19 protein-coding genes are annotated in these 22,375 nt (G+C 57.7%); 13 read left to right on the top strand and 6 right to left on the bottom strand.

Translation table 11 applies throughout. From position 1 onward, the window contains the following. Positions 1 to 11 precede the first annotated feature (11 nt). The 8 genes from ACM6IT_RS05260 to fabF all read left to right on the top strand — a co-directional run bounded on the left by ACM6IT_RS05260 (position 12) and on the right by fabF (position 9,126). The gene (locus tag ACM6IT_RS05260) at positions 12 to 974 is read left to right on the top strand and encodes an NAD-dependent epimerase/dehydratase family protein (RefSeq protein ID WP_414917646.1); all 963 of its coding nucleotides are present in this window, start codon (positions 12 to 14) and stop codon (positions 972 to 974) included. Between the two features lie 145 nt (positions 975 to 1,119). Then, a complete protein-coding gene (locus ACM6IT_RS05265; protein ID WP_414917647.1) occupies positions 1,120 to 2,274 on the top strand; it encodes a glycosyltransferase family 4 protein in 1,155 nt (384 codons plus the stop codon). Continuing rightward, positions 2,271 to 3,254, top strand: a complete 984-nt coding sequence (locus ACM6IT_RS05270) for a UDP-glucose 4-epimerase family protein (protein ID WP_414917648.1) — start codon at positions 2,271 to 2,273, stop codon at positions 3,252 to 3,254. The genes ACM6IT_RS05265 and ACM6IT_RS05270 overlap by 4 nt, the downstream gene beginning before the upstream one ends. After that, positions 3,254 to 4,270, top strand: coding sequence for an MraY family glycosyltransferase (locus ACM6IT_RS05275; protein WP_414917649.1), 1,017 nt, complete (start codon positions 3,254 to 3,256; stop codon positions 4,268 to 4,270). Before ACM6IT_RS05270 ends, ACM6IT_RS05275 begins: the two co-directional genes overlap by 1 nt. A 79-nt stretch (positions 4,271 to 4,349) precedes the next feature. Then, on the top strand, positions 4,350 to 6,338 hold the full coding sequence (locus ACM6IT_RS05280; RefSeq protein WP_414917662.1) for a polysaccharide biosynthesis protein: 1,989 nt from the start codon (positions 4,350 to 4,352) through the stop codon (positions 6,336 to 6,338). 112 nt (positions 6,339 to 6,450) lie between these two features. After that, entirely contained in the window at positions 6,451 to 6,786 is a 336-nt protein-coding gene (locus ACM6IT_RS05285) for a ComEA family DNA-binding protein (RefSeq protein WP_414917650.1), read from the top strand. Positions 6,787 to 7,025: 239 nt separating this feature from the next. After that, positions 7,026 to 7,820, top strand: coding sequence for an SDR family NAD(P)-dependent oxidoreductase (locus ACM6IT_RS05290; protein WP_414917651.1), 795 nt, complete (start codon positions 7,026 to 7,028; stop codon positions 7,818 to 7,820). A 31-nt stretch (positions 7,821 to 7,851) separates the two neighbouring features. Further along, entirely contained in the window at positions 7,852 to 9,126 is a 1,275-nt protein-coding gene (fabF, locus tag ACM6IT_RS05295) for a beta-ketoacyl-ACP synthase II (protein WP_056727140.1), read from the top strand. On the opposite strand, the gene ACM6IT_RS05300 is transcribed toward fabF, so the two are convergent. The 6 genes from ACM6IT_RS05300 to rfbB form a co-directional block, all read right to left on the bottom strand. After that, positions 9,123 to 9,680, bottom strand: a complete 558-nt coding sequence (locus ACM6IT_RS05300) for a TetR/AcrR family transcriptional regulator (protein ID WP_056727139.1) — start codon at positions 9,678 to 9,680, stop codon at positions 9,123 to 9,125. The two genes, fabF and ACM6IT_RS05300, sit on opposite strands and share 4 nt — an antisense overlap. Before the next feature lie 165 nt (positions 9,681 to 9,845). Continuing rightward, a complete protein-coding gene (locus ACM6IT_RS05305) occupies positions 9,846 to 10,013 on the bottom strand; it encodes a DUF2897 family protein (RefSeq protein WP_007985427.1) in 168 nt (55 codons plus the stop codon). A gap of 140 nt (positions 10,014 to 10,153) precedes the next feature. After that, positions 10,154 to 11,518, bottom strand: coding sequence for an ethanolamine permease (gene eat / locus ACM6IT_RS05310; protein ID WP_414917652.1), 1,365 nt, complete (start codon positions 11,516 to 11,518; stop codon positions 10,154 to 10,156). Between the two features lie 259 nt (positions 11,519 to 11,777). After that, positions 11,778 to 12,647: a dTDP-4-dehydrorhamnose reductase gene (rfbD, locus tag ACM6IT_RS05315; protein WP_414917653.1), complete on the bottom strand. Its 870-nt coding sequence runs from the start codon at positions 12,645 to 12,647 to the stop codon at positions 11,778 to 11,780. A gap of 49 nt (positions 12,648 to 12,696) precedes the next feature. Then, positions 12,697 to 13,569: a glucose-1-phosphate thymidylyltransferase RfbA gene (gene rfbA, locus ACM6IT_RS05320; RefSeq protein WP_414917654.1), complete on the bottom strand. Its 873-nt coding sequence runs from the start codon at positions 13,567 to 13,569 to the stop codon at positions 12,697 to 12,699. Next, entirely contained in the window at positions 13,566 to 14,648 is a 1,083-nt protein-coding gene (gene rfbB, locus ACM6IT_RS05325; protein ID WP_414917655.1) for a dTDP-glucose 4,6-dehydratase, read from the bottom strand. The genes rfbA and rfbB overlap by 4 nt, the downstream gene beginning before the upstream one ends. A 343-nt stretch (positions 14,649 to 14,991) precedes the next feature. On the opposite strand from rfbB, the gene kdpF reads away from it, so the two are divergent. The 5 genes from kdpF to ACM6IT_RS05350 all read left to right on the top strand — a co-directional run bounded on the left by kdpF (position 14,992) and on the right by ACM6IT_RS05350 (position 22,345). After that, complete coding sequence (kdpF, locus tag ACM6IT_RS05330) at positions 14,992 to 15,081, top strand: K(+)-transporting ATPase subunit F (RefSeq protein ID WP_007899818.1); 90 nt, start codon at positions 14,992 to 14,994, stop codon at positions 15,079 to 15,081. Between the two features lie 8 nt (positions 15,082 to 15,089). Beyond that, positions 15,090 to 16,793, top strand: a complete 1,704-nt coding sequence (gene kdpA, locus ACM6IT_RS05335) for a potassium-transporting ATPase subunit KdpA (RefSeq protein WP_223541085.1) — start codon at positions 15,090 to 15,092, stop codon at positions 16,791 to 16,793. Between the two features lie 18 nt (positions 16,794 to 16,811). Beyond that, complete coding sequence (gene kdpB / locus ACM6IT_RS05340; protein ID WP_414917656.1) at positions 16,812 to 18,878, top strand: potassium-transporting ATPase subunit KdpB; 2,067 nt, start codon at positions 16,812 to 16,814, stop codon at positions 18,876 to 18,878. A gap of 149 nt (positions 18,879 to 19,027) precedes the next feature. Further along, positions 19,028 to 19,573, top strand: coding sequence for a potassium-transporting ATPase subunit KdpC (gene kdpC / locus ACM6IT_RS05345; RefSeq protein WP_056727133.1), 546 nt, complete (start codon positions 19,028 to 19,030; stop codon positions 19,571 to 19,573). Positions 19,574 to 19,693: 120 nt separating this feature from the next. Continuing rightward, complete coding sequence (locus tag ACM6IT_RS05350) at positions 19,694 to 22,345, top strand: DUF4118 domain-containing protein (RefSeq protein ID WP_414917657.1); 2,652 nt, start codon at positions 19,694 to 19,696, stop codon at positions 22,343 to 22,345. Positions 22,346 to 22,375: the final 30 nt, after the last annotated feature.

Below are 22,375 nucleotides of genomic sequence, written 5' to 3' on the forward strand. Positions count from 1 at the left end.
GGGGAGGTGAGATGTTCGTATTACTGACAGGTGCCAAGGGTTTTATTGGAAGCCAATTGCTCGCGCGCCTGTGTGCATCTGGCCATAAAGTCAGGATTGTTACTCGTACCTCCTTTGAAACCAGTTTTAGCGGCGTGGAAGTTGTGCTGGCTGATTTGACGAGCCCGGAAACGAATTACGACTCTTTGGTATCCGGTTGTCAGGTCGTTTTCAATTGCGCGGGTGAAATCCGCGATGAAAAGGCAATGCGATCACTTCATGTCGACGCCACCGATCGTTTGCTTGCAGCTGTTAATCGTCAGGCATCTCCTGAACACCCCATCCACTTTGTTCAGTTAAGTAGTGTCGGAGCATACGGCCCTGCCCAGGGCGCGCTCCGCATTGTAAGTGAAACAACAAAGGAAAACCCTCAAGGAACCTACGAAGAAACCAAGACGATAGCCGACTCGCTGGTAATGAAAAGTGGAAGTAGTGAGTTCTTTAGTTACTCTATATTGAGGCCGTCTAACGTATTTGGTGCAGACATGACGAACAATTCGCTTCGTCAGCTTGGGAAAATTGTACAGAGGGGCTTGTTTGTTTACATCGGAACTGCCAAGAGCGATGCCGTCGCTACATACATCCACGTTGAGGATGTTGCCTCTGCCCTGATGCTTTGTGGATTTCAGCCCTTGGCTAGAGGCGAGGTTTTTAATCTTTCTAATGACTGTCCATTGTCTGATCTGATAAACGGAATGGCTGATGCACAATATGTATCCCGTCCGAAATGGAGCGTTTCTGAAACTCTGCTACGCGTGATGGTTACCGTAGCCAATCGTTTTTTGCGTCTACCCGTCACTCCGGCACGTATTGACGCACTAGTGTCTAAAACAACTTATCCAACCACCAAGATTCGTGACACCCTCGGTTTTGTTCCGGAAAAAAATGTGCCAGAGGCAATCAGTGAACTTTTTACAAAGCGGCCGATAGTCTGATAAATGGAGTAAGCTTTATGTTTCGCGACCAAGTACTCCAGAATATCGTTCGTATTTTTTTGCAGCCTATGGGTGCAGCTATCGGTTTGATTGTTTCGACGCGGGGTGATGGACGTAGCCAAGGTGTTAAGGGGGGGGGGTTATAGTGCAGGATAAAAGTTTAAAAATTGCTCGAGTTTCAACAGTTCCTTTTTTTGTTCTAACTCAATTGAAAGCGCAGATTGATGCGTTGGCTGCTTCTGGTGCAGCGGTTACTGTTATTGCTAGTTATGATGAAATGAGTAGTCAGCTTGCGGAAAGTACGAATTATATACCAGTCAATATTGAGCGTAAGATAAATCCCGTAAAGGACTTTTTGAGTTTGATATCACTGGTTAAGGTTTTCAGAAACAAAAAATTCAATGTGGTTCATTCTACAACGCCGAAGGCTGGATTGCTTTGTGCAATTGCAGGTTTTCTTTCGGGGACTGAAGTTCGTTTGCATACATTTACCGGGCAGCCTTGGGTAACGATGGGTGGAGCCAAAAAGTTAATACTGAAATTTTGCGACAAGATTATAGGTTTGCTGAATACACATTGTTATGCCGATAGTATAAGTCAAAAGAATTTTCTTGTTTCCAGCGGTGTAATAAAAGCTGAAAAAATTTCCGTTCTTGGAAGTGGATCGTTGGCAGGCATAAATCTTGAACGGTTTGATTCTTCTCGTTATAGCGTGGATGAGTTGACCGATTTGCGGAGTGGGCTTGGCATTCCAGAGGATAGTAAAATACTTTTGTTTGTCGGGAGAATAACGCCAGACAAAGGGGTCAGAGAACTTTTGTCAGCATTTGGTGAAATTGTACGTGCCGATAAAAGTGTGTTTCTCATTCTGGTAGGGCCATTTGAAGCCGATGCCGAAAATATTTTCGCTAACGCCTCTACGGATGAATTGAGTCGTAACCTCAAAGTTGTCGGTTATTCAAATGAGCCTGAAAAGTATATGGCTCTGGCGGACTTGCTATGTCTACCCAGTTATCGCGAAGGCTTCGGTACTGTTGTCATTGAGGCTGCGGCCATGGGAACCCCAACGGTAGGTACTGATATTTACGGTTTGTCTGACGCGATAGTAAATGGTGAGACAGGAATTTTGGTTCCTGTCAGGGATCCTGCTTCACTCAAGCAAGCCATTGTTTCGATATTGAGTGATGCTCGATTGTTGGAGGCGATGGGGGAGGCTGCGAGAGTGCGGGCCATTACCGAATTCAGTGCGAATACCTGCTCTGAACTGTTGATTAACGAATATAAGAGGTTTTTTAATTGACTATTGATTCAGTTCAGGTTCCCCTGCGTATCGTAGTTACCGGGGCAAGTGGCTTTGTCGGATCCGCGGTGGTGAGCGCACTGGATAAAGTTGGGCGATATTCTCCAGTGGCTGTCGTACGTTCAAAAAAAGATGGCCAAAAACTTTCTTCGTCAGTGTTCTCGGTTTCGGATATATCCTCTGCAACTGATTGGAGTGCTGGAGTAATGGACACCGCAGTGGTTGTTCATGCTGCCGCGCGGGTTCACGTGATGAAGGAAGTCGAACAGGATGCGTTAGCCGAGTTCAGGAAAGTTAATGTTGAAGGCACAGTCAATCTTGCTCGGCAGGCTGCCGCAGCGGGAGTTAAGCGTTTTATTTTCATCAGTTCCATAAAGGTAAATGGGGAGCAGACAGATTTCGATAAGCCGTTTACCGCTGACGATAAGCCTGCCCCATCCGATGCCTATGGTGTTTCCAAAAAAGAAGCCGAAGACGCGTTGCGTGTTATTTCGAAAGAAACTGGTATGGAGGTTGTCATCATTCGGCCTACCCTGGTTTATGGCCCAGGTGTAAAAGCTAATTTTAGAAATATGATGACTTGGCTCAAAAAGGGTATTCCGCTGCCATTTGGTTCTATTCATAACAAACGAAGTCTGGTTTCACTCGACAATCTCGTCAGTTTGATTATGGTTTGCATTGAGCACCCCAATGCCGCTGGACAAACATTTTTGGTCAGTGATGGCATAGATTTGTCTACAACTGAATTATTACAACGTACTGCCAAGGCGTTAGGGGTCAAGAGTCGGCTGGTTCCGGTTCCTGCAAAGATGTTGGCATTTTGTGCTGTTGCCTTGGGACGTCGATCACTTTCCCAGCGCTTGTGTGGATCACTACAAGTAGACATACAAAAGACCCGGCATCTTCTTGGATGGTACCCAGCAGTATCAGTCGAAGACGCTCTTGACAAAACAGCCAAAGAATTTTTGGAACATCACTGATGACGAGTTTATATTGGATTTTACCTTTGGCGTTTTTTGGCGCTCTGGTAGGCACTGCTGTTCTACGTCGATATGCATTGTCCAATAGCCTTATTGATGTCCCAAACGCGCGGAGCTCCCACGTGTTACCCACTCCCAGGGGAGGAGGGGTCGCGATCGTGGTTTCCTTCCTTTTGAGTGCAATTTTTCTTGCTGTGACTGAACTGATTCAATGGTCCGTTGCCTTGGCTGTCCTGGTGCCCGGGGGGCTTGTCGCGATCATTGGTTTTCTCGACGATCATGGTCACATCCCGGCACGTTGGAGACTACTCGGTCATTTTTCCTCGGCAATCATCGGGATGGTGATTTTCAATGGAATGCCGGCGTTACACCTGTTCGGCATGGCCATTGATCTAGGGTGGGCGGCGTATTTGTTTGGAAGCTTTTATCTGGTCTGGTTGTTGAACCTGTACAACTTTATGGACGGGATCGATGGGTTGGCGAGTATGGAAGCCATTTTTGTTTGCCTGGGTGGAGCTCTGCTGTACGTCGTTTCAGGAAATCCCGGTTCTGTGTGGGGGCCGGTGGCGCTCGCGCTGGCTGTTGCCGGTTTCTTGTATTGGAATTTCCCTCCAGCTCGAATTTTCATGGGCGATGCCGGCAGCGGATTCCTGGGCATAACGCTGGGTTTTCTGTCATTGCAAGCAGCGTGGGTAAACCCAGCCTTGTTCTGGGGATGGCTGATTCTCCTGGGAGCATTCATTGTCGACGCGACATGCACGCTTTTCGTTCGACTGATTAGAGGCGACAAGGTCTACGAGGCGCATCGCAGTCACTCTTATCAGTACGCGTCGCGACAATACGGCAGCCATTTACCTGTAACGCTTTCGGTAACCGGCATAAATGTTGTTTGGCTGTTGCCAATTGCCATACTGGTGGCGATAGGCCTGCTGGATGGTGTCGTTGGATTGTTGGTAGCTTATGCACCCTTGCTTGTGCTGGCATTGCGATTCAAAGCTGGTCAGCGCGAAGTGTGATGTGTCGCTTGAAGTTGTTTGAGATAAACACGCTTGAGCTTTAAGCTTGTCGTTTGCTTTATTTGAAAAGGATATTGAGATGCTTCGCCAATGGCTACTGCAACTTCCGCGGCGGCAAAAAAGGCTGATGCAAGTTGCGACCGATATTTTTCTGGTCTGGGCTGCGCTTTGGTTGGCATTCGTCGTTCGCTTGGGTATTGACGAGATCGTAAATCCGCTACAGGCGCACACCTGGTTGTTCCTGTGTGCACCGATTGTCGCGATTCCGCTGTTCATTCGCTTCGGATTGTATCGTGCGGTTTTACGCTACTTCGGAAACGACGCACTGATTGAAATCGTGAAGGCGGTTAGTCTCTCGTCGCTGATTCTCGGGCTCGTGGTTTATTGGTATAGCAATCATCAGGTTGTGATTCCCCGCTCGATCATTTTTAACTATTGGTGGCTCAGCTTATTGATGATTGGCGGGTTGCGACTAGCAATGCGCCAGTATTTTCTTGGCGATTGGTTTACGGCTGCCCAGCATGTCCCGTTTACGAATAGAGACAAAGGGTTGCCGAGGGTCGCGATCTACGGGGCAGGAGCCGCTGGAAATCAGCTGGTAGCGGCGCTTCGCATGGGACGATTGATGCGACCTGTCGCGTTTATCGATGATGACACCAGTATTTCTGACCGGGTCATTTCGGGATTGCATGTTTACGAACCCAAGCATATCGAGAAGATGATCGATGTTACCGGGGCTCAGGAAATCCTTTTGGCCATCCCGTCCGCGAATCGCGGGCGTCGTCGTGAAATATTGGCCTACCTGGAGGGCTTTCCGCTGCATGTCCGAAGCGTTCCCGGCTTTATGGATCTGGCGAGTGGGCGTGTAAAAGTAGACGACATCCAGGAAGTGGATATTGCTGACCTGCTCGGGCGCGATGCCGTGCCTGCGCAAGGCGATTTGCTCGAGCACTGCATCAGGGGCCAGGTCGTGCTGGTGACGGGGGCAGGTGGGTCGATCGGTTCTGAGCTTTGCCGCCAGATACTGGTACTGCGACCCACTACGCTTTTGTTGTTTGAGCATAGTGAGTTCAATCTTTACAGCATTATGTCCGAATTGGAGCAGCGGGTTGCACGCGAGTCTTTACCTGTAAAGTTGCTGCCGATCCTAGGGTCTGTCCGTAATCAGGAAAAGCTGCTGGACGTGATGAAGACGTGGCGTGTCGATACGGTTTACCACGCTGCAGCTTACAAGCATGTCCCGATGGTTGAGCACAACATCGCCGAAGGGGTACTCAACAACGTCATTGGTACGCTGAATACTGCGCAGGCTGCGTTGCAGTCCAATGTTGCCAATTTTGTACTCATCTCAACGGACAAGGCAGTACGGCCAACCAACGTCATGGGTAGCACCAAGCGTTTGGCTGAGATGACGCTCCAGGCATTGAGCCAGGAGTTGGCACCTGTTTTGTTTGGGGACGCTTCGAATGTTTCGCGGGTCAATAAAACCCGATTTACGATGGTTCGATTCGGCAACGTCCTGGGCTCTTCGGGGTCAGTCATCCCGCTATTTCACAAGCAGATTCAACTCGGTGGCCCACTGACGGTTACGCATCCGAAGATCACTCGCTATTTCATGACGATCCCCGAGGCGGCCCAGCTTGTGATTCAAGCAGGCTCAATGGGGCAAGGCGGGGACGTTTTCGTTCTGGACATGGGCGAGCCGGTAAAGATTGTCGAGTTGGCGGAAAAAATGATCCACCTGTCCGGTCTCAGTGTGCGCTCGGAGAGAAATCCGCATGGAGATATCTCTATTGAGTTCACAGGACTTCGCCCTGGTGAAAAGCTGTATGAAGAGCTGTTGATCGGCGACAACGTAGCAGCAACTCCTCATCCAATGATCATGACCGCTACTGAGGACTACCTTTCCTGGGAGGTTCTCAAAGTCAAGCTGGCGGAATTGCTGGCCGCAGTTGAGCAGGATGACTACTCCTGCGTCCGCCAGCTCCTGCGCGAAACCGTCAGCGGCTATACCCCCGACGGCGAGATTGTCGACTGGATCTATCAGCAGCGTCGCCTCGAGCCCTGATTGTTTCACATGCTGTAACGGACACATTTTTGACACGCTCCAGACATCACCTAAGTTTTGAGGGCAGCTTCGGAAAAGCTGCTTTCTCAATCGATGTCATGGAGCGTCATTTATGCGTACTGGCTATTTCTACTCTCTCGTTTTTGCCCTGCTGACCAGCACTTCAATTGCCGTCGTAGCTGCACCTGCAGTTAAACAGGAAGCCGGAAACCCTCCTGTGGTGATGGAAGCTTCAGAGAAAGAGCAGTCCGGCAAAATCAACCTCAATGCGGCGGATGCAGCGACATTGCACCGCGAACTGTCCGGTGTGGGCGAGGCCAAGGCGAAAGCGATTGTTGCGTATCGTGAGGTTAATGGGCCATTTGCTTCAATTGACGAACTGCTTGAGGTCAAGGGTATCGGCAAAGCCATTCTCGATAGAAACCGCGAGAAGCTTGAGGTGAACTAAGCTTATAAATCAACGCCAAGGGGCCGGTCATTGACCGGCCTTTTTGCATTCTGGCAATGGGAGCACTGCGGGCCTTCACTGTTCCTAACCCCGATCAATGAGACTGACCCTTTGTCAGCAGTAAAAAATTACGACTATCATGTATTTGTTGGATTATGCCTATAATAAACTGGCCTTTCGACACCGCGTCCTGAAACACAGGCGCTGGTTTTTTCTTTGCGTTTCTCAGGAGCACTGCCATGAATTCTGTTCAGTCCCCAGGTATGGCCCTCATCACCGGTGCTTCGTCCGGTATCGGGGCGGTTTACGCCGAACGTTTGGCGGCACGCGGTTTTGATCTGTTGCTGGTTGCCCGCGATCAGGATCGATTGGAGTCCGCAGCCAGCACACTGCGCGCCGAGCATGGTGTTCGGGTAGAGGTGCTTAAAGCGGACCTGACTCAAAAGGAGGACATACTCAAGCTCGAGCAGCGTCTGCGTAGTGATTCGAGCATCAGCCTGCTACTCAATAACGCAGGTGTGGCGGCGGATGGTTTGTTGGCCAATGCCGATATGGACCAACTCGAGCGCTTGATTCAACTCAACATCACGGCGGTTACGCGGTTAGCCTCGGCGGCAGCGGCCAGCTTTGCCAAGGCCGGGCGCGGCATGATCATCAATATCGCATCGGTAGTGGCATTGTTTCCCGAGCGTTTCAATGCGACTTACAGCGCCAGCAAGGCCTATGTATTGAGCTTGACTCAATCATTGAACGCCGAGCTGAATGGTACCGGCGTGAAGATCCAGGCGGTGCTGCCCGGTGTGACACGAACCGAGATCTGGGAGCGCTCCGGTATCGATGCTTCGCAAATTCCCGCGGAAATGGTGATGGAAGCAGGAGAGATGGTCGATGCTGCGTTGTCGGGTCTGGATCAGGGTGAGTTGATCACTATTCCTTCGTTGCCCGATGCGGCGGATTGGGATGCGTTCGTGGCGGCGCGTCATGTGATGGCGCCCAATCTTTCCAAAAGCAAGGCCGCTGCCCGTTATCGGTAAGCGTCATCAATCGGCTTGAGGTGTGTCTGGTATGAGTGATCGTCGAGTGGTTGTAACTGGCATGGGCCTGGTGTCGCCGCTGGGAAGCGGTGTCGAAGCTGTCTGGGCGCGGCTGTTGGCCGGTCGTTCCGGACTGCGCAATTTACCGCAAGAGGTGGTTGCCGATCTGCCGGCCAAGGTCGGCGGTGCAGTGCCCGCGCTGGCGGATGATCCGGAGGCGGGGTTCGATCCGGACCGGGCAACCCCGCCCAAGGAACAGAAGAAGATGGACCGCTTCATTTTGTTCGCCATGGAAGCGGCGCGTCAGGCACTGGAGCAAGCCGGCTGGCAAGCGCTGGATGCCAATGCCCAGGAGCGCACGGCCACCATCATCGGTTCAGGTGTGGGTGGTTTCGGCGCGATCGCCGACGCGGTGCGCACCACCGATAGTCGTGGGCCGAGACGTTTGTCTCCATTCACCATCCCTTCATTCCTGGTCAACCTCGCGGCAGGTCATGTGTCGATCCAGCATGGCTTCAAGGGGCCATTGGGTGCACCGGTCACGGCATGCGCTGCCGGCGTTCAGGCGATTGGCGACGCAGCGCGGCTGATTCGTACGGGTGAGGCGGACATCGCGGTGTGCGGCGGTGCAGAGGCAGCGATCGATCGGGTCAGCCTGGCCGGGTTTGCGGCTGCTCGCGCCTTGTCCAGCGCTTACAACGACACGCCTGAACGCGCTTCGCGACCTTTCGACAGTGGTCGCGATGGTTTTGTCATGGGAGAAGGGGCCGGGCTGCTGGTCATCGAGTCTCTGGACCATGCGCTGGCCCGGGGCGCCCAGCCCTTGGCGGAGCTCGTCGGCTACGGCACCAGCGCCGATGCCTATCACCTGACCGCCGGTCCCGAGGACGGCAACGGTGCGCGGCGGGCGATGTCGTTGGCATTGGCTCAGGCTGGTGTTTCTCCGGCTCAGGTTCAGCATCTGAATGCTCATGCAACCTCGACTCCGGTGGGGGATCTGGGTGAACTGGCGGCGATCAAGGCGTTGTTCGGTGCGCAAAATGGTATTGCCGTGACATCGACCAAGTCGGCGACCGGGCATTTGCTCGGTGCAGCAGGGGGAATCGAGGCGATCTTCACGCTGCTGGCGATCCGTGACCAGGTTGCACCAGCGACACTCAATTTCGAGAACCCGGACCCTGCCACTGAAGGAGTGGATATCGTTCATGGCAAAGCGCGGCCAATGGCCATCGAGTATGCGTTGTCCAACGGCTTCGGATTTGGTGGGGTCAATGCCAGTGTACTGTTCAAGCGTTGGCAGGGTTAATCCTGCGAGTGCTTGAGGTGTTCGCGTGCGATGTCGAGAATCCGTTGGGCAAACCCGACGTCGGCCACGCTGCGCGATAACAGCAAGGCGCCGACCAGCGTAGACATGATGACGATGCTGCGCTCGGCGGTGCGCTCACCCTCAAGGGTATGCTGGATCTGATCGAGTCGCGCCTGGAGCACGACGTCGCTGGTCGGACTCGGTTGACCACGCAGCCCCAGTTCCGAAGAAATGGTCAGCAGTGGGCAGCCTTCGTGGGGAGAGGTTTGATGCCATTCGGACAGGTAAGCGTCGATGAAGGCTTTGAGTGGCTGTTCCTCGGCGAAGATTTGCGCACACAGCTCGTCGACTTGTGCACCGGCCTCCTGCAAGGCTTTCTCTACCAGTTCGTCTTTGGACTTGAAGTGCGAGTAAAAGCCACCGTGAGTCAGGCCCAGTGCTTTCATCAGGGGTTGCAGCCCGGTCGCGCCGATACCGTCGCGTCGGAATCGCGCTGAAGCTTCCTTGATAATGCGTTGGTGGGTCTGGGCTTTATGGTCCTGCGAGTAACGCATCTGATATCTCCGCATCAATGCGCCATATTAACCAATGAAAATTGCATGGTGACTGTACTTCTACTTCTAATAAACATGCAGATGCTTCGATATGGGTGCAAAGCGGCGTGATTTCGGGCGTTTCCACGCAAAAACAAACCCCGCTTTCCAAGGCGGGGTTTTCAGTCAGCGGTCCTGCGCTTCCTTGGCGTCCATTTCCGCATTGCGTTCGGCGACGCGCTTGCGTTGCTCTTCGGTCAGTTCGACCTTGTTGGCGGTGTCGCGCAGCAGCATCAGGCCACCAACGATCGAGCCGATGGCAACGACCAGAATCAACCAGGCATACCAGGGCATAGGACTCTCCTTGAAAAGCAGGCGGTCGGCGAGGGTTCGCCAACCGATCGTGCATACCGTTTTGAGTGATGGGGTTTCATCGCAGTTCCATCGCTATCACCCCATTCTATGCCTGTTGTCCAAGGTTCACTCGAACGCTTTCACAGTCCGGTCAGCATCGCATCCGCCGGGGCGTCTGCGCGCAGTTGTGCGGTGAGCATGAAGTACACGAAACCTGCCGCCATGAAACCCAGGAAGATCAGGCCGATCAACGTGTTGAACCAGGCCATCGCCACCAGGCATACCACCGCCAGCATCAGTGCAATGAACGGCACCAGCGGGTAGCAGGGGGCGCGGAAGGTGCGTTCCAGGTTCGGCTCGGTTTTGCGCAGCTTGAACAGGCTGAGCATGCTCATGATGTACATCACGATGGCGCCAAACACGGCCATGGTGATCATCGCGGCGGTCAGCGTCATGCCGCCGAGGTTGATCAAGCCGTCGCTGTAGATGGCAGCAATGCCGATCACGCCGCCGGCGATGATCGCCCGGTGCGGGGTTTGAAAGCGTGACAATCTGGCCAGGGAGGACGGCAGGTAACCGGCCCGGGCGAGGGCGAAGAACTGCCGCGAGTAGCCAAGAATGATCCCGTGGAAACTCGCCACCAGCCCAAACAGGCCGATCCACACCAGCATGTGCAACCAGCCCGAGCTTTCGCCGACCACGGTTTTCATCGCCTGGGGCAGCGGGTCATTGATGTTCGACAGGGTGCGCCAGTCGCCGACGCCACCGGCGAAGAACATCACGCCCATCGCCAGCAGCACCAGGGTCAGGATACCGCTGATGTAAGCCTTGGGAATCGTGCGTTTCGGGTCCTTGGCTTCTTCGGCGGCCATGGCTGCGCCTTCGATGGCGAGGAAGAACCAGATGGCGAAGGGGATCGCCGCGAACATCCCGGCAATCGCCGGAGCACCGAATACATCGGAACCGGCCCAGCCATTGAGGGCGAAGTTGCTGAAACTGAATGCCGGGGCGACCACGCCCATGAACACCAGCAACTCGGCGACCGCCAGCACGCAGACCACCAGTTCGAAGGTTGCTGCCAGTTTCACGCCGAGGATGTTGAGACCCATGAATACGATGTAGGCACCGACTGCCGCGTGTTTCGGGGCCAGGGCTGGAAACTGGACATTGAGGTAGGCGCCGATGGCCAAGGCGATCGCCGGCGGGGCGAAGACGAATTCGATCAGTGTCGCCAGTCCGGCGATCAACCCGCCTTTCTCGCCAAAGGCACGACGGCTGTAGGCAAAGGGACCTCCGGCGTGGGGAATGGCGGTGGTCAGTTCGGTGAAACTGAAGATGAAGCAGGTGTACATGGTGGCGACCATGAATGAGGTCACCAGAAAGCCCAGGGTCCCGGCTACGCCCCAGCCATAGCTCCAGCCGAAATACTCACCGGAAATCACCAGCCCGACCGCAATGCCCCACAGGTGCAAGGTGCCCAGCGTGGGTTTGAGTTGTGTGTTCATGGGTTTGCTCCCTGAGTGGTTTGGAACGCTCAGGGGAGGTCAGTGCAGTGGGCGTGCCATTTCACGATTACGCGTCGTAATGGGCTGAAAGCTGTCGTATCGGGGATGTTCGCCACTGGATGCGCGAATATTGTGCGTCAGTCAGGGGCGCGTTTGTTGTAAATGCGGCTTTCGCGAGCAAGCCCGCATACCCGCTCCCCAACACCGCTGCAACGCGCAGGTTGGGTATTTCAATGCAGGTACGGGCAGCGCTTGATGCTCAGGCTTGCTGAGTGAGGCACTCGCGCAACGCCGTTTGCCAGTCTGGTTGACTGACACCCCAATCGCGCTGCAAGCGACTGCAATCCAGGCGCGAGTTGAGCGGTCGGGCTGCGGGTGTCGGGTAGTCGCTGGACGGGATCGGTAACAGGTCGGCGCAGGGCTTGCCCTGTTTTCGCAGCGCTTCACCGATCGCCTGGGCGAAGCCGAACCAGGAGGTCTCACCTTGAGCGGTCAGGTGATAAGTACCCCAGTTGGTAACGTCGTTCGCCTGCCAGCGTTCAATCAGGGCAAGTGTGCTATTGGCGACTGTACCAGCCCATGTGGGTGCTCCGATTTGATCGGCGACTACATGTAGCTCCGGTTTTTCCTGCAGCAAACGTTGCATCGTCAGCAGAAAGTTATGGCCATGCGTTGAATAGACCCAACTGGTACGCAGTATCAGGTGTCTGCCTTGCACGTCCCTGATGGCCTGTTCACCAGCCAGCTTGCTCTTGCCGTACACCCCGAGCGGATGGGGCGTGTCGTCCTCGTTATAAGGACCGGCTTTGCTCCCGTCGAAAACATAGTCCGTGGAGTAATGTATCAATGGGATGTCGAGAGCCAGCGCCTCTTCGGCGAGGATGCCGGGAGCGATCGCGTTGATGGCAAAGGCTGCTTGTGGCTCGCTTTCTGCCAGGTCAACCGCTGTATGGGCCGCCGCGTTGATGATCAGGTCGGGCTGCACGTTTTTCACCTGATGGCGAATCTGATCGGGTTGCGCGAAATCGAGCTGATCGCGTCCCAATACGATCAGTTCAGCGCCCCCCCCCAGCCGCCGTTGCAGCTCGTGTGAAATCTGACCATGCCGACCAGTGATGAGTACTTTCATGGGAGCAGCCTAGTCTCGTCACAGGGCAAATCGGACTCACACAGACTCATTACTCTTCTCCTGCCAACTTGGCCAGGTACTGGCCATAACCCGTCTTGCCGAAATATTGGGCACGTTCCAGTAGTTGCTCGCGGTCGATCCAGCCCTTTTCATAGGCTATTTCTTCCAGGCACGCCACTTTCAGGCCTTGGCGGTGTTCGATGGTTTGCACGTATTGGGAGGCTTCGAGCAAGCTATCGTGGGTGCCGGTGTCGAGCCAGGCGAAACCTCGACCAAAACGCTCGACCTGCAGATCGCCACGTTGCAGATAGGCATTGTTGACGTCGGTGATTTCCAGCTCGCCACGAGGCGAAGGTTTCACCGCCTTGGCGATCTCGATCACATCGTTGTCGTAGAAATACAGGCCGGTAACGGCATAGCTGGATTTCGGCGCTTTCGGTTTTTCTTCGATCGAAAGGGCACGGCCATCGCTGTCGAAATCAATCACGCCGAAGCGCTCGGGGTCCTTGACCCAGTAGCCGAACACGGTGGCGCCGCGGGTGCGTTTTGCCGCGCTCTGCAATTGTTCGCCAAAGTGCTGACCATGGAAGATGTTATCGCCCAGGATCAGGCACACAGGGTCATCGCCAATGAACTCTTCGCCAATCAGAAACGCCTGGGCCAGACCGTCCGGCGAGGGTTGCTCGGCAAAGCTGAAATTCACCCCGAACTGGCTGCCGTCACCCAGCAGATTGCGATACTGGGGCAGATCCTGCGGGGTGGAGATCAGCAGGATATCCTTGATGCCGGCCAGCATTAGCACCGAGATCGGATAGTAGATCATTGGCTTGTCGTAGACCGGCAACAACTGTTTCGACACTCCAAGCGTAATCGGGTGCAGGCGCGTGCCCGAGCCACCCGCCAAAACGATACCTTTCATCATGCGAGCAACTCCTTGGGATTGATGGCGCCGAGGCGTTCGCCCTGATAGCTGCCGTCTTGAACGCGGCGGCACCATTGTATATTGTCCAGGTACCATTGAACGGTTTTGCGCAGGCCGGTTTCGAAGGTCTCTTCGGGCACCCAGCCCAGTTCGCGTTCAATCTTGCTGGCGTCGATGGCGTAGCGCAGGTCATGCCCAGGGCGATCCTGGACGAACGTGATCAGGTCGGCGTAATGCGCAACGCCCTCAGGCTTGAGCGGTGCCAATTCTTCGAGCAGGGCGCAGATGCCACGCACCACGTCGATGTTCTTTTGTTCGTTGTGCCCGCCGATGTTGTAGGTCTCGCCAACGGCACCGGTTGTCACCACTTTGAGCAGTGCCCGGGCGTGATCCTCGACGAACAGCCAGTCGCGCACTTGCAGGCCATTGCCATACACCGGCAGCGGCTTGCCGGCCAGAGCATTGAGGATGACCAGCGGAATCAGTTTCTCGGGGAAGTGGAACGGCCCGTAATTGTTCGAGCAATTGGTCAGCAGCACCGGCAAGCCATAGGTTCGCTGCCAGGCGCGGACCAGGTGGTCGGACGCTGCTTTGCTGGCGGAGTAGGGCGAGCTCGGCGCGTAGGGCGTCGTTTCCGTGAACAGATCATCGACACCGTGCAGGTCGCCGTAAACCTCGTCAGTGGAAATGTGATGAAAGCGGAAGGCGCTTTTCTCAGGCTCCGGGAGGGCTTGCCAATAGGCGCGGGCGGCTTCGAGCAGGCTGTAGGTGCCGACAATGTTGGTCTGGATGAATTCCGATGGCCCGTCGATGGAACGATCGACGTGGGACTCCGCTGCCAGGTGCATGATCGCGTGAGGGCGGAAACGCGCGAGCACCGCACTGACGGTCGCCTGATCGACAATATCGGCCTGAACGAACTCGTAGCGAGTGTCGTTGGCAATGCTGGTCAGCGATTCGAGGTTGCCAGCATACGTCAGTTTGTCCAGGTTGAGCACTTCATGCCCGGTGTGTTGAATCAGCTCGCGAACTAGGGCCGAGCCTATGAAACCGGCTCCGCCGGTAATAAGGATACGCATGTTGGGCCAGCCTTTTTCAGTAATGCGAATAGCGGTAGCTTGCAGGCACGAGCGGGTAGGTGCAAGAATTCTTGACCCCATTGGGTTACGTCGCGCCCATCGGGCCGGATTATCCACGACTTGCCGCTTTCTCTCACTACTCTCGCACACAAATTAGAACTCCAGGTACGGCACTTCCGGTGTTTTCCGCACTGGAGTTCGCTCCGCACCCTGTAACCCCGGCGTAAACCCACTCTTTACGCGTTCTTTATGCCCCGCAGGCACCCTCGGTCTCGTTCCTTTACAGCCTCCTTTCCGACAATGACTCCACACGCGGCAATACGCCGTAACACGGAGAACTTCCATGAGCGTTCTGGATGGGGTGTCGCTGCTGCTGGCAGTGGGGCTGTTCATTTATCTGTTGGTTGCGCTGCTGCGCGCGGACCGGAACTAGGAGTGGCCATGCACAATTATGACTATTGGCTGATCCTCGGGTTTTTTGCCCTGGTATTAGTCCCGGCGCCGTTTCTCGGGCGCTTCTACTACAAGGTGATGGAAGGGCAGCGCACGTGGCTGACGCCGATTCTCGGTCCTGTCGAGCGCGGTTGTTATCGTCTGGCCGGCGTCGATCCGCAGGCCGAACAGAGCTGGCAGAAGTACGCGCTGGCCTTGCTCGCCTTCAACTTTGCGGGTTTCCTGCTGCTGTTCGCGATCCTGTTGTTCCAGGACCACCTGCCACTGAACCCGCAGAGCCTGCCGGGACAGGAGTGGACGCTGGCGTTCAACACCGCCGTCAGCTTCATGACCAACACTAACTGGCAGGGCTACAGCGGCGAAGCCTCCCTGAGCTACTTGAGCCAGATGGCAGGCCTCACCGTGCAGAACTTCGTCAGCGCCGCCACTGGCCTGGCGGTACTGGTCGCGCTGTGTCGCGGCATCGGCCGCAAATCTACCCGGACCCTGGGCAACTTCTGGGTCGATATGACCCGTGCCACCCTCTACGGCCTGTTGCCGCTGTGCCTGCTGCTGGCGCTGTATCTGGTCTGGCAGGGCGTGCCGCAAACCTTCGCGCAGTACGTGAATGCGGTGACGATGCAGGGTGTTGACCAGGTGATCCCGCTGGGGCCGGCTGCCAGTCAGATTGCGATCAAGCAATTGGGCACCAACGGTGGCGGTTTCTTCGGCGTGAACTCGGCGCATCCGTTCGAGAACCCGACAGCGTGGAGCAATCTGTTCGAAATGGCCTCGATCATTCTGATCCCCGTCGCGCTGGTGTTCACCTTCGGCCATTACGTGAAGGACCTGCGCCAGAGCCGCGCGATCATCGCCTGCATGCTGGCGCTGTTCCTGATCGGCGGCGCAACCTCGCTGTGGGCTGAATACCAGCCGAATCCGGCCCTGAACAATGTCGCCGTCGAACAGACCGCGCCGCTCGAAGGCAAGGAAGCTCGCCTGGGCACCACTGCCACGGTGTTGTGGTCGGTGACCACCACGGCCGCGTCCAACGGTTCGGTGAACGGCATGCACGACAGCCTCAGCCCGCTGAGCGGCATGATGGCGCTGGTCAACATGATGGTGGGCGAAGTGATCTTCGGCGGCGTCGGCGCAGGGCTCTACGGCATGTTGCTCAACGTGCTGATCGCGGTGTTCCTCGCTGGCCTGATGATCGGCCGTACTCCGGAATACCTCGGCAAGAAACTGCAGGCCAGGGAAGTGCAGTTGCTGGTGGTGACGTTGATGGTCATGCCGATTGGCGTGTTGGTGCTCGGCGCGATTGCCGCCAGCCTGCCTGGTCCTGTGGCCGCGGTGAGCAACCCTGGGCCTCACGGATTCAGTCAGTTGCTCTACGCCTACACCTCGGCCAGCGCCAACAACGGTTCCGCCTTTGCCGGCTTCGGTGCCAACACCCCCTTCCACAACCTGATGCTGGGCTTGGGCATGTTGATCGGTCGCTTCGGCTACATCCTCCCGGTCCTGGCCCTGGCCGGCAGCCTGGCGATGAAGAAAACCGCACCGATCGGGCAGAACAGCTTCCCGACCCACGGCCCGCTGTTCGTGACCCTGCTGACCGTGACCATTTTGCTGGTGGGCGGTTTGACCTTCCTGCCTACATTGGCGCTGGGTCCTATCGCTGAACATTTGAGTATGGCTGCTCTTCTGAAATAAGGAGCTAAGGAATCCATCATGAATATGCACGTTCCAGCTTCAAAATCTGCGTCACCGACCAAGTCGGTCGAAGCGCCAAAAACCGCTTTCTCGGCCCTGTGGCGTCCGGCGCTGGTGCAAGCCTTCGTCAAGCTCGACCCAAGGCAATTGCAGCGTGCGCCGGTGATGCTGGTGGTCGAACTGACGGCGATCCTGACCACCGTGCTGTGCTTCATTCCCGACACGGCAGTGCCGACCTTCGTCGCCGCACAAATCGCTGTATGGCTGTGGTTCACCGTGCTGTTCGCCAACTTCGCCGAAGCCCTGGCCGAAGGTCGCGGCAAGGCCCGCGCCGACAGCCTCAAGGCCGGCAGCGAAGGCCTCAGCGCCCGGCGCAGGACCGGCAACGGCAGCTTTCAGGTGGTGCCCGCCGCCAACCTGCGCAAAGGCGATGTGGTGCGCGTCGAGGCGGGAGAGATGATTCCCGGTGACGGCGAAGTGATCGAAGGTATCGCGGCGGTCAACGAAGCAGCGATTACCGGTGAATCGGCCCCCGTAATTCGCGAGTCCGGTGGTGACCGCTCGGCCGTTACCGGCAACACACGGCTGGTGTCCGACTGGCTGCTGGTGAAGATCACCGCCAACCCCGGCGAGTCGACCCTGGACCGCATGATCGCCCTGGTCGAAGGCGCCAAACGCCAGAAAACCCCGAACGAAGTGGCGCTAGACATCCTGCTGATCGGCCTGACCCTGATCTTCCTGCTGGTGGTCGTCACCCTGCAACCGTTCGCCCACTTCGCCAATGGCAGCCTGCCACTGGTGTTCCTGGTGGCGCTGTTGGTCACGTTGATTCCGACCACCATCGGCGGTTTGCTGTCGGCCATCGGTATCGCCGGGATGGATCGCCTGGTGCGCCTGAACGTGATCGCCAAGTCCGGTCGTGCGGTGGAAGCGGCGGGGGACGTGCACGTCCTGCTGCTGGACAAGACCGGCACCATCACCTTTGGTAACCGTCGTTGCTCGGCGGTGTATGCCGCGCCTGGCGTCACTGCCAGGGAACTGGCTGAAGGCGCGTTGTTTGCCTCGCTGGCCGATGACACGGCTGAAGGCAAGTCCATCGTTGAGTACTTGCGTGGCCTTCACCCTCAGCCGGAGCCATCCGCCGAGCTGTTGACCGCTGTGCCGTTCAGTGCTGAAACCCGCTTGTCCGGTGTCGACTATCAGGGGCGCGTGTACCGCAAGGGCGCGGTGGATTCGTTGTTGGCGTTCGTGGACCTCAAGCGCGCTGATCTGGCTGCATCGTTGTCCCGTGAGATCGACAAGATCGCCCAAAGCGGCGGCACCCCGTTGCTGGTGTGTGCCGACGGCAAGTTGCTGGGTGCGATCCACCTCAAGGACGTGGTCAAGCCCGGTATCCGCGAACGTTTCGCCGAGTTGCGCAAGCTGGGGATCCGCACCGTCATGGTCACCGGCGACAATCCGTTGACCGCCGCTGCCATCGCCGCTGAAGCGGGTGTGGACGATGTGCTGGCCGAAGCCACGCCGGAGAAAAAACTGGCGCGCATTCGTCACGAGCAAAACGACGGTCGTCTGGTCGCCATGTGCGGCGACGGCGCCAATGATGCCCCGGCCCTGGCCCAGGCGGATGTTGGCATGGCGATGAACGACGGTACTCAAGCGGCCCGTGAAGCGGCCAACATGGTCGACCTCGACAGCGACCCGACCAAGCTGCTGGACGTGGTGCAGATCGGCAAGGAATTGCTGGTCACCCGCGGTGCGCTGACGACCTTTTCCATCGCCAACGACGTGGCCAAGTACTTCGCGATCCTGCCGGCGCTGTTCGCCGCGATCTACCCGCAACTGGGCGTGCTCAACGTGATGCACCTGAGCAGCCCGCAGAGCGCGATTCTCTCGGCGATCGTGTTCAACGCCCTGATCATCGTGGTGCTGATTCCGCTGGCGCTGCGCGGTGTGCGGGTTCATGCGGCGAGTGCGGCGGCGTTGCTGCGGCGCAACCTGCTGATCTACGGCCTGGGCGGGATCCTGGTGCCGTTCGTGGGCATCAAGGCGATCGACATGCTGTTGACGGCGTTGCATCTGGTTTGACTGCGTGGTGTGCCAGATAAGCCGCCATCGTCGGAACGCCGCCCGGAGCAAGCTCGCTCCCACAAAAGCACCTCATACCCTGTGGGAGCGAGCTTGCTCGCGATGGATGCGCCACGGTGTACCTGACTTGTGAATTAGAGGATTTTGAAATGTCCACATTGATACGCCCGGCCCTGAGCCTGCTGGTCCTGATGACGCTGATCACCGGCGTCGCTTATCCACTGGTGGTCACCGGCGTGGCCCAGGTCGCGTTCCCGGATCAGGCCAACGGCAGCCTGGTGCGGGATGCCGAAGGCAAGGTCCGCGGTTCCTCGCTGATCGCCCAGGATTTCGTCGGCGACGCCTGGTTTCACCCGCGTCCTTCGGCCGGTGCCTTTGCCACCGTGTCGAGCAGTGCCAGCAACCTGTCGCCGAGCAACCCGGCGCTGGCGACGCGGGTGATCGACGATGCCAGCAAACTGTTGGTGCCAGGCCAGGGGCCGGTGCCATTGGCGTTGCTCACTACATCCGGCAGCGGTCTGGATCCGCACTTGCCACCGGCGGCGATTGCCTATCAACTGGCGCGTGTCGCGACGGCGCGCAACCTGCCGGTCGCAACGCTGCAACAACTGCTGGATGCCCACGTCGAGCAACCACTGATAGGCCCGCCGGTGGTGAATGTGCTTGAGTTGAATCGGGCGCTGGAAAAACTGTAGATCAAAAGATCGCAGGCTTCGCCAGCTCCTACAGGATGTACGCCATCTGGCGTAGGAGCTGCCGCAGGCTGCGATCTTTTAATGCCACACCCAACTATCAAGTCAAACAAGGCAATGAAAATGAGCAACTCCGGCCGCGCCGACGCGCTGTTAGCAGACCTGCCCCGCGATGGCCGTGGCCGGCTCAAGGTATTTCTCGGTGCCGCACCGGGTGTCGGCAAGACCTACGCCATGCTGCAAGCGGCCCACACCCAGTTGCGTCAAGGGGTGAAGGTCATCGCCGGCGTCGTCGAAACCCACGGCCGGGCCGAAACCGAAGCACTGCTCGGCGGCTTGTCGCAACAGCCGTTGGTACGTTCCGAGTACCGTGGCGTGTTGCTCGAAGAAATGGACCTCGACGGTCTGCTCCTCGCCAAACCGAAGCTGGTGCTGGTCGACGAACTGGCGCACACCAACGCTCCGGGCAGCCGCCACGAAAAGCGCTGGCAGGACATTCAGGAACTGCTCGCCGCCGGCATCGACGTGTACACCACGGTCAACGTCCAGCATCTGGAAAGCCTCAACGACCAGGTGCGCGGCATCACTGGCGTGCAGGTCCGCGAGACCCTGCCTGATTGGGTGTTGCAGGAAGCCTACGAACTGCTGCTGATCGACTTGCCGCCACGGGAGCTGCTGGAGCGCCTGCGCGACGGCAAGGTCTATGTGCCGGAGCAGGCGCGGGCGGCCATCGACGCGTTCTTTTCCCAGACCAACCTCACGGCTCTGCGCGAACTGGCGATGCAAGCCGCGGCGGCTCAGGTCGATAACGATCTGGCCCAGGGGTATCGTCAGTTGGGGCAAGCGGCGCCGGCCGTGCGCGGGCGATTGCTGGTGGGGGTCGACGGCGATGCCCAGGCCGAGCGTCTGGTACGCCATGCCAGTCGCGTGGCCCAGCGGCGGCACCTGCCCTGGAGCCTGGTGCACGTGGACAACGGCAGCGTGCGTGACGAGCAGTCCCGCCTGCGTCTGCAGAGCGCCCAGCAACTGGCCGAGCGCCTGGGCGGCGAAGTGGTGCTGCTGCGCGCCGGTGAAGTGGCGAAAACCCTGATCCAGCATGCCGCCGAACGCCGCGCCAGCCTGGTGCTGGTCGGCCAGTCCCGTCCGAGACTGCGTCGACGTCTGTTCGGTGGCGGGCTGGCGGCGCGACTGCTGCGTAATGCACGTGGGCTGGAGATCAACGTTCTCGACAGCGATCACCAACAGCTTCAACCCCATCAGCGGTCGATGCATTCACTGGTCTGGTTCGACTATGCATTGGTCGTGGTCGCGACGGTTCTGGCCAGCGCCCTGGCCTGGGCGGTGGCGAGTGTTTTGCCACTGCCGAACATTTCCCTGGTGTTCCTTGCAGCGGTATTGCTGGTGGCGGTGCGCAGCAGCCTCGGGCCGGCGCTGGCTTGTGCGGCGCTGTCGTTCCTGACCTACGACTTCCTGTTCATTCCACCGAATTTCTCTTTCAGCATCCAGCGCGAGGAAGACGTGCTGACCTTGCTGTTCTTCCTGCTGATGGCGGCCCTCACTGGCAACCTCGCGGCGCGCCAGCGCCGGCAATTGCAGGCATTGCGCGATACCCAGGAAGAGACCACTGAACTGCTCGACCTGTCCCGCAAACTCACCGCCGCCACCGACCGCCAGGCCGTGGTCAGCGCGGCTGCCCAGCACCTCAATGGTTGGAGTGATGTGCAACTGTGCCTGCTCAATCGCGACGGGCAAAACGGCTGGCAAGTCGAAACCGGTGGCCCCCTGGAGTTCAGCGAAGCCGAGCGCGGCGCCGCCGATTGGGCCTGGCAGCACGATCAACCCGCGGGTGCGGGCACCGGCACCTTGCCGTTCGGCCGCTGGTGGTGGTGGCCATTGTCGGTGGAGGACGGACCGCTGGCGTTGCTTGGCGTGTGCGCCAGGGAAGGCCAGACTCTGAGCGGCCAGCGCCGACGCTTGTTGACCGCACTGAGCCAGCCGCTGGCCCAGGCGCTGGCCCGGGCGCAACTGGCCGACGATCTGGAAGCGGCGCGGCTGCACGGCGAAACCGAGCAACTGCGCAGCGCCTTGCTGGCGTCGGTGTCCCATGACCTGCGTACACCGCTGACGTCCATGCGCGGCAGTATCGACAGCCTGCTGGCCCTGGGGGAAGCGATCCCGCTGGAGGACAGACGTGAGTTGCTCGAAGGCACCCGCGATGAAGCCGAGCGCCTGGACCGCTACATTCAAAACCTGCTCGACATGACCCGCCTCGGCCACGGTGCCTTGAAGCTGGCACGGGACTGGGTGTCGCCGGCAGACATCGTCGGCAGTGCGCGCAATCGCCTGCGGGCAGTCCTTGCGCCGTTGCAGGTCAGCACCGACGTACCGGCCGAGTTACCGTTGCTGTATGTGCATGCCGCGCTGATCGAACAGGCACTGATCAACGTGATGGAAAACGCCGCGCGGTTTTCGCCACCCCACGGGCGCTTGCAACTGCGCGCCGGGGCCGATGACAGCGAGCTGTTTTTCTCGGTCAGCGATGAGGGGCCGGGGATTCCGGAAGAGGAACGGGCGAAAATTTTCGACATGTTCTACACCGCGGCGCGGGGTGATCGCGGCGGGCAGGGTACCGGGCTGGGGCTGGCGATTTGTCAGGGCATGGTCGGTGCCCATGGCGGTCGCATCAGTGTCGCCGACGGCATCGAGGGGCGCGGCACCTGCATCACGTTGCACCTGCCGCTGCAGGCTCAGCCGGGATACGACAGTGAAGCCTGATCGTGCTTGCGCTACTCTCTTGCCACTTCT

Origin of the sequence: Pseudomonas sp. IT-P4 (assembly GCF_949767755.1) — a bacterium.
Taxonomy (GTDB): Bacteria; Pseudomonadota; Gammaproteobacteria; order Pseudomonadales; family Pseudomonadaceae; genus Aquipseudomonas; species Aquipseudomonas monachiensis.